Here is a 13,193-nt window from a genome sequence, read left to right as displayed (position 1 = left end):
TCGAGGTGACCTGGATGCGGAAACGTGACCACAACATTCTGACCAACGCCGCATCGCTGCTCATCTGTGGGTTGTTGGCCGGCGTAGTGGTCGCCGCAGCGGCATTCCCCGCGGTGGCGATGTCTGGCCTGGCCGCCAAGGCCGGCGCGGAGACCTTCGGCGCGCTGCCGAAGGAACTGACGGTGTCCCGCGCCCCCCAGATCAGCTACCTGCTGGCGTCCGACAAGAAGACACCACTGGCCACGATGTACGACGAGAACCGGCGGGACATCAAGTTCGCCGACATCGGCGAGAACATGCGCAACGCGATCATCGCGGCCGAGGACCACGACTTCTACAACCACAACGGAGTCGACCTCAACGGCGTCGCCCGCGCCTTCGTCAACAACAGCGCCGCCGGCAACGACCGGCAGGGCGCCTCGACGCTGACCATGCAGTACGTCCGGATGGGCATCGCGTACTCGGCGACGCACCCGGCCGACGTGGTCGCCGCGACTGAGGACACCAGCGCCCGCAAGCTGCGCGAGATGAACTACGCGTTGCAGATCGAGAAGACGCTCACCAAGGACCAGATCCTGGAGAGCTACCTCAACCTCGCCGCGTTCGGCAACGGCGCGTACGGCGTCTACGCCGCCAGCCAGGTCTACTTCAGCAAGCCGCCGAAGGACCTGACGGTCGACGAGGCCGCCATGCTGGCCGGCCTCGTGAAGGCGCCGACCTCGTTCGACCCGACCACCAAGAGCGGCTACCCGCAGGCGGTCGCCCGGCGCGACTACGTGATCGACAACATGGTCAAGACCGGTGCCGTCACCCAGGAGGACGCCGACAAGGCCAAGGCAGTCAAGCTGGTGGTCAAGGGCAAGCGGGCGCCGAACGGCTGCGTCGCGACGAACAAGAACGCCTGGGGCTTCTTCTGCGACTACTTCTACCGCTGGTGGATGTCGCAGGAGACGTTCGGCTCGACCACGTACGACCGGGAGCGGCGGCTCAAGAGCGGCGGCTACACGATCATCACCACCCTGGACAAGCAGGCCCAGGAGGGCGCCGACAAGGCGGTCCGCAAGGCCAAGTCGGTGAAGTCCAAGGAAGCCGCGATGATCGCGGTGGTCGAGCCCGGCACCGGCCGGGTCCGTGCCCTCTCGGTCAACCGCAACTTCAAGCTGGACAACCCGAACAAGCCGAAGAACCTGCCGCACAGCGACCCCAAGCAACGCGGGAACGGCAAGCTCGGCAACTATCCGAACACGGTCAACCCGCTGCTGACCGGCGGTGACGGGATCACCGGCTACCAGGCCGGCTCGGTCTTCAAGATCTTCACGATCGTGGCCGCACTGGAGAAGGGCATCCCGCTCAGCTACACCATCAACGCGCCGCGGCAGTTCAAGTCGGAGTACATCATCAGCCCCAGCAGCCCGGCCGCCTGCGAGGGTACGCACTTCTACTGTCCGACCAACTCGAACCTCCAGCCCGGTGGCGTGAAGGACATGTGGAGCGCCTTCTCGGCCTCGACCAACACGTACTTCGTCCCGCTGCAACAGCAGGTGGGCGCGGCGAACGTGGTGGACGTGGCCAAGCGCCTGGGCATCCAGTTCCGGGAGCGCGAGGACGCGGACCTCGCGCGCACCAAGGAGTCGGCGAACCAGTGGGGCGCTTTCACGCTCGGCGTCTCGCAGGTCACCCCGCTGGAGTTGGCCAACTCCTACGCCACGCTGGCGGCCGACGGCAAGTACTGCGAGCCGACCCCGGTGCAGGAGATCCGCGATCTCGACAAGAACAAGCTGGACGTGGCGAACCCGCGCTGCGAGAAGCGGATCAGCACGGACGTGGCCCGGGCGGCCGTGGACGCGGCCCGCTGCCCGGTCGGCGACAACTCCCCCACCACCAAGTGTGGTAGCAGCCGGACGTCCCCGCAGACCAAGGTCGTCGTCAACGCTCCGGTCGCCGGCAAGTCCGGCACCACCGACTCCGAGAAGACCGCCTCCCTGGTCGCGATGACCAAGCAGTACGCGGTCGCCGGCATCATGGCCGACCCGGACTGGCCGCAGACCAACGTCAAGATGAGGCACAACGCGGCGGACGGCATCAACCCGCCGGTCAACGAGACGTTGAAGGCCGCGATGGACGGCAAAAAGAGGATCAACTTCGACCCGCCCGGCAAGAAGATCTCCGAGGGCGACCAGCGCAGCATCCCCGGCGTCAAGTGCCTCTCCGTCGACGAGGCCAGATCACGCATCTCCGGTGCCGGGTTCCAGCCGGTCGTCTCCAGCAACCGGGTCGCCTCGGAATGCGCGGCGGGCACCGCGGCCGGCACCAGCCCTGACGGTCGCACCATCAAGAACGGGATCGTGACGATCCTGGTCAGCGCCGGTGGTGGCGGAAGCAACGCCGGTAACGGCCCTCCGGGTGGTACGCCGAGCAGTCCCGGTCGACCGCCGGGCAGACCTGGCGGCTGATCACCGCTGAGACCGCACGCGAACGGGCGGGCAACCCTGGAGAGGGATGCCCGCCCGTTCCGCGTCGTCGGGAGTGATCAGCGGTAGCGCCGCGTCCGGGGCGTACCGGCCGGTGACGTGTCAGAGACCGAGCTGTCGGCGTACCTCGGCGGCAACCCGACCGCCCTCGGCCCGGCCGGCCGTCGCAGCCTGGGCCGCCTTCATGGCCGGGCCCATCTGTGCCTTGCCGGTGAACCCGCCCCCGGCGAGTGCCCCCGCGACAAGCTCGGTCAGCTCGGCGTCGGAGAGCTGCTTCGGCAGGTAGCGCTCCAGCACCTCGCCCTCGGCGGTCTCCTTGGCGGACTGCTCGGCGCGACCCGCGTCGGCGAAGGCGGTGGCCGCCTCGCGGCGCTTCTTGGCCTCCTTGGTCAGCACGCCCAGCACCTCGTCGTCGCTGAGCTCACGCTTGGCCTTGCCGGAGACCTCGGCCGTGCCCACGGCGGCCAGGGCCATCCGCAGGGTGGAGGTGGTCAGCTCGTCGCGGGCCTTGAGGGCGGCGCGCATGTCGGCGGTGAGGCGGTCCTTCAGCGTGCTCATGGTCGCCCAAACTACCCTGATCGGCATGCGAAAGCGCACACTATTCCGGCTCGCGACCGCCACCGTCGCGACGGGCGCCGCCGCCCTGGCGTACGCGTCCCTCGTCGAGCGCAACATGTTCACCCTCCGGCGCTTCGACGTCCCGGTGCTGCCGACCGGCACCGAGCCGCTGCGCGTCCTGCACCTCTCCGACCTGCACATGACCCCCAACCAGGTACGCAAGCAGAACTGGGTGGCCTCGTTGGCCGCCCTCGACCCCGACCTGGTCGTGGTCACCGGTGACAACATGGCCCACCCGGGAGCGGTGCCGGGTGTCCTGCGGGCGCTGCAACCGCTGCTCGACTACCCGGGTGCCTTCGTCTTCGGCTCCAACGACTACACCGGGCCGGTGCTGAAGAACCCGTTCAGCTACTTCCTGCCCGACCGGGAGTACACCGAGGGCGTCGAGCTGCCCTACGAGGAGCTGCGCGACGTCTTCAGCGGGGCGGGCTGGACCGACCTGAACAACCGGCGGGTGACGCTCAAGGCCGGTGGCCGGACGATCGACATGGCCGGCGTGGACGACCCGCACATCGAACGCGACGACTACCCCTCGGTGGCCGGTCCGGTCTCCGCCTCGGCCGATCTCTCCATCGCCCTGACCCACTCCCCCGAACCGGCGCTGCTCGACGAGATGGCCGCCGACGGCTTCGGGCTGCTGCTCGCCGGGCACACCCACGGCGGCCAGGTGTGCGTACCGGGTGTGGGCGCGCTGGTGACCAACTGCGGGCTGCCCCGGTCGATGGCAAAGGGCCTGCACCGCTGGCCCGGCTCGGACTCCTGGCTGCACGTCTCCGCCGGCCTCGGTACCCATCCGACCGCCCCGGTCCGGTTCGCCTGCCCGCCCGAGGCCACCCTGCTCACCCTCATCCCCCGCTGACCCTCCGGCCCCGGGGGTACCGAGTTTGACCCCCGGGGCGGGTGGGCTAGTATTTGTCCGCACGCCTCGGGGTGTGGCGCAGCTTGGTAGCGCGCTTCGTTCGGGACGAAGAGGTCGTCGGTTCGAATCCGGCCACCCCGACAGATGTGAGGCCCTGACCGGCATTCTCGCCGGTCAGGGCCTCACTCGTGTGCAGGGCAGCGGTCCTGCACGGGGGCGCACCCGTGGGCCGGCCGGTCGGACAGTGCACACCATTCGGTCGAACGCTCCGGGCCTCGCATCGCCCCCCGCGTCCCACCCCCCGAGAACGGTCGTGGTGCACTACAGTCCGAGAACGCCCGAAAGGCCGCCTGACCTCACTCGGCACGGCCGCCACCACAATCGGGGCACCTCGTTCGAACACAAATACCTACGCGCAAAGTCGCTGAGATCAGTTCAATGTTTGCTGGTTCGGTAATCCTCCACTCAAGCCAGGATAAACCAGACAGGCGATAATTCCTGGGGTCGACCCTTTTTCCTCCACCACTGAGCGTGTTACCGTACTCACGCAACAACGGCCGTAGATGGGTTGGGGACCCCGGCTGATAATTTCCAATGGGGGGAACAGTGCGTTGTCCAAGCTCGGCGCGCTCCGAGTTGACCCCGCAGATGCTTGTTTACGATGATTTCGACCAGCGCGGCCAGGCTCGCTGGATGTCCTATGTGATGCATTTTCACCGCGTGCACTACCGCTCTCCCGTCATCAATACGGATCGTCTCGGTTTTCGCATCTCGCACGGCGCCGACGGGTACGCCTCGGCGGGCGGGGAGCCGGCCGACGGCCCGATCCGGTTGTTGGCCGGCAGTTCCATGGCGATGGGCATCGGAGCCACCTGCGACCAGGCGACACTCGCCTCGCGACTGTGGACCGCCCACGCACCGTCGCTGCCCTGGTTGAACTTCGCGGGACGCAGCCATTCCTCGGCCCAGGAGCTGCTGCTCTTCCTCTTCTACCGGCATCTGCTGCCGCCGGTGGAGGAGATCGTGATCGTGTCCGGGCTCAACAACCTGGCCCTGGCGCGCCTACCCGCCGCCCAGCGCGGCGACGACGGCGCGTTCTTCAACTGCGGTGACTTCTTCGGCCAGATGGACAAGCTCAGGTCCCAGCACCGGACGCATCCCTTCGGCTCCGGCACCTCGTCGACCGGCGGCGACGAACCGGTCCGCCCGCTGGAGGTACGCATCGCGGACGCCGCCGCGCTGACCGTGCGGCACCTGGAGTCGTGGAAGCAACTCGCCGCCGCGACCGACACCAGGATCACGTTCGTGCTGCAACCGCTGGCAACCTGGGTACGCGAGACGGCCGCGCCACCGGAGAAGTGCCTCTTCGACGAGCTGGACAAGATCTCGAACTTCTGGGAGTTGTTCGGCGACATCGCCACCCGGGAATCGGTCCGCAGATATGCGGAGCTGCTGCAACTGGGCTGCGAGAAGATCGACGTCGGGTTTCTGGACATCAACCCCCTCCTCGCGACCAGCGTCAAGGACGACAGCTGGCTGTTTGTCAACCGGGCCCACATGACCGACCACGGGTTAGACCTGGTGGCCCGGCTGTTGGCCGAACAGTTGAATTTCTCGTCCTAGGACCGACACGGGTCCGACTCAGGTGAGGGCAGAAAGATGAACGTGGTGCGCAGAATTCTTAACAAGATCTTCGGTCGCAAGAAGAAGCCGAAGAACGACGCCTCGATCTACCCCATGTTCTAGCTTCTGCGAAGACGGCGACACCTTTCCCGTCACGACGAATGGCACGTTCGTCGCGCGGGCCATCCGTGCCGTCCAGATTCCGCACACATTTGGTTACCACATTGTTTCGAGATACCAGACACGAATAGAGCCAGGAGCTGGCAGTGTCAACGAAAGAAGTCGGTCAGTCAGGTCGACATACGGCCCGACCGCTTGATCAGCAGGCCCGGTCCCGCGAGCTCTTCGTCATCGCGGTCGACCCCGAGACCTCCTTTCCCGGCGACCCGTTCGTGACACGGCTGCGGGCCGAGATCAGTAACGTGGCAGATCGCGAGTCGTCGCCGACCCCGTTGGACGTGCTCCGGGACGAGGCGGTGCGCTGGTCGACCGCCGAGTCCCGCCGGTTCGAGGAGTTGGGCGCGACGGCCTCGGCTCCGCCGGCCACCGAGTCCCTCGTCCGCCGCACCGCGCTCGCGGTGGCACCGCTCGCGCTGCGGTCGGGCGCCTGGTTGCAGTGGCAGAGTGCGCCGGGCAACGCGGACGACGCGACCACACTGCGCATCCTGACCCTGTACGCGTCGGACGTCGGCGTCGGCCGGCCGCAGGACTCCCGGGGCAGCGTCTACCTGACCCTGCTCCGGCACCTGCACCTCTCCGAGCACGCGGTGCCGGTGGCCCGGCTGGTGCACGACCCTCGGGTGGCCGACCACCACTTCTATCTGCCCGCGATGCTGCTGGCCATGAGCCGGAGACCGGCCGACTTCCGCCCCGAGATCATCGGCGCCGACCTGTGCCTGCGGACGGTCGGGCTACTGCCCGCGTTGCGGCTGGTACGTCAGGCGCATCCGCAGCTCGTGGAGTGGAGCGCGATCGATCCGTCCGCCGGCCGGGACGGCGCGGCGCGTACCGGGTTGGAGCTCTGCCTGGACGTCGTCGAGCACGGGTTCGACGACGGGGAGCTGGCCCGGGTACGCGACGGTTTCCGGTGGGCGCTCACCGTGCTGGACAGGTGGAGCAGGAGCCTCTTCGCCGAGTTGGAGGAGGCCCTCGACCCGGCGTACGAGATGGCCGAGCTGCTCCGCCATCGGGCCCGCGAGGGCGCCGTCTACCACCGGGACTTCACCGTCGGGGACCGTTCGCTGTCGAACTGGTTGGAGGAGGCTCGGACGGATCCGCGCGGGTTGCTGGCCGAGCTGGCCGCCAGCCGTCTGGTCAAACCGGGCCGCTCCGTACAGAGTCCGCTGGTCAACGGCCTCGTCGGGGAACGGGGCCCGATGTTCCGGGTGTTCTCCCCGGCCGATCTGGTCGTCATCCGCCGGTGGATCGACTCGCTCCCCACCGGGCAGCCGGTGCGCGATCACCCCGGACCGGTCCACGACGTGCACACGGTCTCCCCGGAGCTGCTGGCCCCGGTCACGGCCGGTCCGGTCGCGAACGACCGGGAGCCCGTCGACGTCCGGGAGGCGTACCACCTCCTCCAGCAGCGGACGGACACCCCTGCCGTCCGCCGGTTCGCCGTCGACTACGTGCGGGGCTGGCTGGCGCGGTCCCGGCACAACATGGCCTCCGACCCGCAGCGCCTGCCCGACGTGTGGGGCCGGGAGGGGCTGCGGCCCTGGCTCGTCGAGCAGCACGACCGGCAGGGGCGTGACTTCGAGGAGTCGGCCGGCGCGCCGATGCCGTCCCGGGAGGATCTCGTCGACTCCACCGTGCAGCTGGCCCCGTTGACGTTGATCGACGGTGCCTGGCTCCAGGGGTTCACCGACTACGAGCACGCGGCGTCGGAGCAGGGCTACTTCCTGTTCGAGACCTACTGGGACGAGCTCGGCAACGGCGTGCCACGGATGAACCACCCGTTGATCTATCGGGAAGTGCTCGCCGAGATGGACGTCCGGGTGCCGCCGACCGCGTCGCGGGAGTTCGCCGAGTGGGACGGATTCCGGGACGAGTCCTTCGAGCTGCCGGTGTACTGGCTCAGCATCGGGCGCTTTCCGCGTACGTTCCTGCCGGAGATCCTCGGGTTGAACCTGGCCATGGAGCTGTCCGGCGTGGGCGGGACGTACCGCCGGGCACGTCAGGCGTTGAAGAGCTACGGCTTCTCCACGAAGTTCGTGGACATCCACAACACCATCGACAACGTCGCCACCGGGCATTCCGCCTGGGCCGCCGATGCCGTCGACACCTATCTCGCCTCGCTGCCGGTGTCCCACGGCGCGCAGGCGGTCACCGAGGTCTGGGACCGGGTTCGCACCGGCTTCCGCTCGCTCAACCCGCCGACGGGTCTGCTGGCTCGACGGGCGTTTCGCCGCGCCCGCAGGGCCAGCAGGTCACTCGCCGCCATCTGACCGTCCACCCGCCCACACCCACAACCGAGGGGAACGCCCGTGGGAAAGCTGGTTCTGGGGTTGTCCGCCTACTACCACGACAGCGCGGCGGTGCTGGTGCGGGACGGCACGCCCATCGCGGCCGCCCAGGAGGAGAGGTTCACCCGTAAGCGCCACGACCCGGCCTTTCCGGCCGAGGCCGTCCGGTACTGCCTGGCCGAGGGCGGCGTCACGCTGCGCGACGTGGACGCCGTCGCCTACTACGAGGACCCGGAGCTGAAGTTCGGCCGGGTGCTGACGAGTTTCGCCGGATCGGCTCCGTTCTCGCTGGAGGCGTTCACCAGGGTCCTGCCGGAGTGGATGTCCTGGAAGCGCGACACGATCGGAGAGGTCCGCCGGTCGTTGGCCGCGCTGGGGTCGGCCGAGGTGCCGGAGATCAGCGTACGACGGCACCACGAGTCGCACGCCGCCTCCGCGTTCCTGCCCAGCCCGTACGAGTCGGCGGCGGTGCTCTGCATCGACGGTGTCGGCGAGTGGGCGACCACCACGCTGTGGCACGGTCGGGGCAGCGAGCTGCGTCAGGTGGCGGAGATCCGGTACCCGCACTCGTTGGGCATGCTCTACTCGGCCTTCACCTACTTCTGCGGGTTCAAGGTCGACTCGGGCGAGTACAAGCTCATGGGGCTGGCCCCGTACGGTGTGCCGCGCTACGCGGACGTGATCCGGCAGCACCTGATCGACGTCAAGGACGACGGTTCGTTCCGGCTGAACATGCGCAACTTCGAGTTCCTGCGCGGTCGCGTCATGACCGGCCGGGGGTTCGAGCGGTTGTTCGGTGGCCCCCGGCGCGAGCCGGAGAGCCCGCTGACCGAGCGGGAGTTCGACCTGGCCGCCTCCGTGCAGCTGGTGACCGAGGAGGTGGTGACCCGGCTGGCGCGGACCGCCCGCGAGCTGACCGGGGAGACCAACCTGTGTCTGGCCGGCGGCGTGGCACTGAACTGCGTGGCCAACGGCAAGGTCGTCCGGGAGCGCCTCTTCGACTCGGTGTGGGTGCAACCCGCCGCCGGTGACGCCGGTGGCGCGTTGGGTGCCGCCCTGATGGTGGCGACGGAGTGGGGTGCGCCGCGCGCGCACCTCGCCGAGGGCGGCGACGGCATGTCCTCCGCCCTGCTCGGTCCCGCGTTCGACGACGAGGAGATCGCCCGTTTCCTGGACGGTCTGGGTGTGCCGTACACCCGGCTGGCCGAGGACGCCATCGCCAAAAACGTGGCGGAGGAGTTGGCCTCCGGCAAGATCGTCGGCTGGTTCCAGGGCCGGATGGAGTTCGGCCCCCGGGCTCTGGGCGCCAGGTCGATCATCGGTGACCCGCGCGACGTCGACATGCAGTCGACGATGAACTTGAAGATCAAGTTTCGGGAGTCGTTCCGGCCGTTCGCGCCGTCGGTCCTGGCCGAGGACGTCGAGGAGTACTTCGACCTGGCCCAGGAGAGCCCGTACATGCTGCTCGTGGCGCCGGTCGCCGGGCGGCAGCGCCGGGCGGTGTCGGAGTCGGCGTCGGCCACCGGCCTGGACCGGCTGAAGGTGCACCGTTCCACGATCCCGGCGGTGACCCACGTGGACCACTCGGCGCGGGTGCAGACGGTCACGGCACGGTCCAATCCGACCTACCACCGGCTGCTGACCTCGTTCAAGCAGATCACCGGCTGCCCGGTGCTGGTGAACACCTCGTTCAACGTCCGGGGCGAGCCGATCGTCGCCACTCCGCACGATGCCTACCAGTGCTTCATGCGGACCAACATCGACCTGCTCGCCATGGGCAACTTCCTCCTGCACAAGGCCGATCAGCCCGCATGGCGGGAGCAGGGCGACTGGCGCGACGAGATCGCCCTGGACTGACCGACCGATTCCGCACCGACGAGGGTTGATCATGAAACTTCTGTGGATCCTGGCCTATCTTCTGATATTCGTTCCGGTTGGTATATTCTTCCGGGTGTTTCGCGACCCGCTGCGCCGAAAACTGCAGCCGGAGCTGAGCACCTACTGGGATTTCCACGAACGGCCGCTGTGATTTCGGCTGCCCATTATCCGAAGCAGGAGAAAAGACGTGATCGACGTCAACGCAGGGCTCGGCATCGCCGCTGTCGCCCTGGCAATGGTGCTCACCCCGGGGCCGAACATGATCTATCTGGTGTCCCGGTCGATCACCCAGGGCCGCCCGGCCGGCCTGGTCTCCCTGCTCGGGGTCGCCGTCGGCTTCTTCGTCTACCTGCTTGCCGCGGTGACCGGTGTCTCGGCGGTGTTCGCGCTGGTGCCCGCGCTCTACACGACGATCAAGATCGCGGGCGCGTGCTACCTGCTGTGGCTCGCGTGGAACGCCCTCAAGCCCGGTGGCCAGTCGGCCTTCGCGCCCAAGGACCTGCCCGTCGACGGGACCCGGAAGCTGTTCACGATGGGCCTGATGACCAACCTGCTCAACCCCAAGATCGCAGTGCTGTACGTGTCACTCCTCCCGCAGTTCGTCGACCCGGCCAAGGGCGACATCGCGACGCAGAGCCTCTCCCTGGGGCTGATCCAGATCACGGTGGCACTGACCGTCAACTGCCTCATCGTGCTCACCGCGGGTTCGGTCGCCGCCTTCCTCGCCCGGAAGCCGGCCTGGCTGCGGGCCCAGCGCTACATGATGGGCACCGTTCTGATCGGTCTCGCGGCGAGCATGGCCTTCGACCGGACGGAGGCATCGGTACCGCAATAGTCGATTCCGGCAACGTCGGGCAATTACTGCGTGCCGCCGAGCGACTTCCTGACTACGTGAACGGTGGCGAACTCGCCACCCATTCGAATCGTGGGATCGACGGAAAGGCGAGGAGCACGCCCCGATGAAGCCGCACATTCTGATCATTCACCGCTGGCGCGATCACTATGCGGGATACGCGGAATACCTCGACCACGACCTGCACCACGTCACGTACGTCTGCACCGAACTGGCCACGGCCGCCGTACCCGCGTCGGCAGCGGCCGTGGCGCTCGTCGCCGCCACCGACCGCCTGGATCTGGTGAGCGCCGCCGCCGACGGGTTGATCGCGCGATTCGGCGTCCCGGAACGGATCGTCGCCCTCAACGAAGGTGACCTGGACACGGCGGCCGAGCTACGCGCCCACCTGGGGGTGGCCGGTGACCGTCCCGACCGGCTGGCCCGGTTCCGCGACAAACTGGTCATGGCGGAGACCGTCGTGCGCGGCGGCGTCGCCATCCCGGCGTTCGCCGACGCACCGGACACCCAGGCCGTCGTACGCTTCGCCGACTCCCACGGCTGGCCGTTGATCGTCAAACCCCGTCGGGGCACGGCCAGCCGGGACGTGCTGCGGCTGAACTCGGTCGACGACCTGGTCACACTCGACCGGTTGCCACCCGAACCCCGGATGGTGCAGACCTTCTGCCCGGACCAGGTCTTCCACATCGACGGCCTGTGGACCGGTGCCGAACTGGGTCCCTGGCGGGCGTCGCGCTACGTGAACACCTGCATGGAGTTCGCCGCCGGGGACGTGCTCGGTTCGGTCGAGGTGGACGACGCCGACCTGCTCGGTCCGCTCGGCGGGTTCCTCGCCGACGCCTGCGCCGCCTTCGGTGACGCACCGTGGGTGTTCCACATGGAGGCGTTCGTCGGCACCGAGGCCGACGGCACCGTCCGGATCAACTTCCTGGAGGCGGGCTCCCGGGTGGGTGGCGCCGAGATCCCGTTCGTCTGGCGCGAGGTGCACGGCGTCGACCTGATGGAAGCGGCGATCCACATCCAGCTCGGCCGCAACCCGATCGTGCGGCAGATCAGCGATCAGCGGGTCGGCGGTTGGCTGCTGGTGCCGACGCCGGTGCCCGCGCCCTGCCGGATCACCGTCGCGGAACTCGACCTGCCGGCGGCCGAGTGGCCCTACGCCCGGGTGATCCCGGCCGTCGGCACCGAGATCCCCAAGGCCGGCGGCTACGAGCACGTCGGCGCGCGGTTCCGGTTCTCCGGTGCGGCCACCGACGACGTGGAGAAGGCCATCCGGCGTACGGCGGGCCAACTCTGGTTGGAGTGCGTGCCCAGCCGGTCGGACCTGCCGTCGGCACGCTGACGCCACGATGAGCACCTCCTTGTCCTACCTCCACCAGCAGCGTGGCCCCCTCGACAGCGTCGAGTCCGCCGCGTACGAACATGCGGTGCTGGGCAGTCGGCTGCACGCCGACCGCCCGCCGCCGGAGACCGGCATGAGCCGGGGCGAGTGGGCACACGCCTGCGAGAACCTGGTCCGACGCCGGCTGCTCTCCCGCGACGAGGACGGCGGCCTGACCGCAGTGCATCCCGATGTCGCCCTGAGCATCCTCAACGCACCGCTCACCGACGAGATCCGCGAGCGGGAACAGGCGATGGCCGCCAACAGCCGGGTGCTCCAGTCGATCGGCCGACGGCTGGCCGAGAACGGCAGGCAGCACGAGGGCGTACGGGTCGTCCAGGGCGAGAAGGCGATCCGTGACGAGATCGACTCGGCGATCCTGCGCTGCGCCACCGAGATCCTCTCGCTGCGTCCGGGAGGTCCACGGTCGACGGACCAGTTCAGCGCCTCGGAGGCGTCGGTGACCTCGATCTTCGTACGCGGGCTCCGCTGCCAGTTCGTGTACCACCACACCGCCCGCGCGAACCCGGGTCTCACGGCCCGGGCCAAGGCGGTCGCGGCGTACGGCGGTGGCATCCGCACCACGGCGGCGAGTTTCGAACGTCTGATCATCTTCGACCGACGGGTGGCGTTCGTTCCGGTCGACGCACCGGGTGCGGATCACGCTGCCGCCGTCATCTCCGACGACCTGGTGGTGGAGTACCTGCACCGCACGTTCACGCACCTCTGGGCCAACGCGGTCCCGCTCGAACTCGCCGAGGACCAGATGGACGAGGTGTCGCTGGGCACCAGGATGGCGATCCTCCGACTGATGGCCGCCGGGCTCAAGGACGAGGCCATCGCCAACCGGCTGGGCATGGCGCTGCGGACCTGCCGACGGCACATCTCCTCGATCCTCAAGGGTCTCCAGGTGTCGAGCCGGTTCCAGGCCGGCATCAGGATCGCTCAGCTCGGGATCCTCGCCGACGAGGTGGCGGACTCCGACCAGTCCAGCCGGACCGACATCAGCCCGCTCTGGTGACCCCTCCGCCTCTCTCCACCCCCA

10 protein-coding genes and 1 tRNA gene are annotated in these 13,193 nt (G+C 68.5%); 10 read left to right on the top strand and 1 reads right to left on the bottom strand.

Going from position 1 to position 13,193, the window contains the following annotated elements; genetic code table 11:
* Positions 1 to 14 precede the first annotated feature (14 nt).
* On the top strand, positions 15 to 2,453 hold the full coding sequence (locus ABZ738_RS00400; RefSeq protein WP_357210101.1) for a transglycosylase domain-containing protein: 2,439 nt from the start codon (positions 15 to 17) through the stop codon (positions 2,451 to 2,453).
* Positions 2,454 to 2,573: 120 nt separating this feature from the next.
* On the opposite strand, the gene ABZ738_RS00395 is transcribed toward ABZ738_RS00400, so the two are convergent.
* Positions 2,574 to 3,029: a GatB/YqeY domain-containing protein gene (locus ABZ738_RS00395; RefSeq protein WP_131051595.1), complete on the bottom strand. Its 456-nt coding sequence runs from the start codon at positions 3,027 to 3,029 to the stop codon at positions 2,574 to 2,576.
* A 25-nt stretch (positions 3,030 to 3,054) separates the two neighbouring features.
* Here ABZ738_RS00395 and ABZ738_RS00390 point away from each other — a divergent pair, with 25 nt between their 5' ends.
* The 9 genes from ABZ738_RS00390 to ABZ738_RS00350 all read left to right on the top strand — a co-directional run bounded on the left by ABZ738_RS00390 (position 3,055) and on the right by ABZ738_RS00350 (position 13,169).
* A complete protein-coding gene (locus tag ABZ738_RS00390; protein ID WP_131051596.1) occupies positions 3,055 to 3,948 on the top strand; it encodes a metallophosphoesterase in 894 nt (297 codons plus the stop codon).
* Positions 3,949 to 4,015: 67 nt separating this feature from the next.
* Positions 4,016 to 4,089, top strand: a tRNA-Pro gene (locus ABZ738_RS00385).
* Positions 4,090 to 4,641: 552 nt separating this feature from the next.
* Positions 4,642 to 5,571, top strand: coding sequence for an Inducer of phenazine A (locus tag ABZ738_RS00380; RefSeq protein ID WP_236145578.1), 930 nt, complete (start codon positions 4,642 to 4,644; stop codon positions 5,569 to 5,571).
* Between the two features lie 266 nt (positions 5,572 to 5,837).
* On the top strand, positions 5,838 to 8,018 hold the full coding sequence (locus ABZ738_RS00375; protein WP_357210098.1) for an iron-containing redox enzyme family protein: 2,181 nt from the start codon (positions 5,838 to 5,840) through the stop codon (positions 8,016 to 8,018).
* Positions 8,019 to 8,057: 39 nt separating this feature from the next.
* Positions 8,058 to 9,893 carry a carbamoyltransferase gene (locus tag ABZ738_RS00370; protein WP_176095456.1) on the top strand — a complete coding sequence of 612 codons (1,836 nt, stop codon included), beginning with the start codon at positions 8,058 to 8,060 and terminating at the stop codon, positions 9,891 to 9,893.
* A 31-nt stretch (positions 9,894 to 9,924) separates the two neighbouring features.
* Complete coding sequence (locus tag ABZ738_RS00365) at positions 9,925 to 10,065, top strand: hypothetical protein (protein ID WP_161594902.1); 141 nt, start codon at positions 9,925 to 9,927, stop codon at positions 10,063 to 10,065.
* Positions 10,066 to 10,101: 36 nt separating this feature from the next.
* Positions 10,102 to 10,749, top strand: a complete 648-nt coding sequence (locus tag ABZ738_RS00360) for a LysE family translocator (RefSeq protein WP_131051600.1) — start codon at positions 10,102 to 10,104, stop codon at positions 10,747 to 10,749.
* Positions 10,750 to 10,873: 124 nt separating this feature from the next.
* Positions 10,874 to 12,109, top strand: coding sequence for a biotin carboxylase (locus ABZ738_RS00355; RefSeq protein ID WP_176095457.1), 1,236 nt, complete (start codon positions 10,874 to 10,876; stop codon positions 12,107 to 12,109).
* A gap of 7 nt (positions 12,110 to 12,116) precedes the next feature.
* Positions 12,117 to 13,169, top strand: coding sequence for a LuxR C-terminal-related transcriptional regulator (locus ABZ738_RS00350; RefSeq protein ID WP_357210094.1), 1,053 nt, complete (start codon positions 12,117 to 12,119; stop codon positions 13,167 to 13,169).
* Positions 13,170 to 13,193: the final 24 nt, after the last annotated feature.

The sequence above is a fragment of the Micromonospora sp. NPDC047793 genome, from assembly GCF_040642635.1.
GTDB lineage: Bacteria > Actinomycetota > Actinomycetes > Mycobacteriales > Micromonosporaceae > Micromonospora.
Note: the sequence above shows the minus strand (reverse complement) of the source record. Positions and strands in the feature narration are given on the sequence as shown.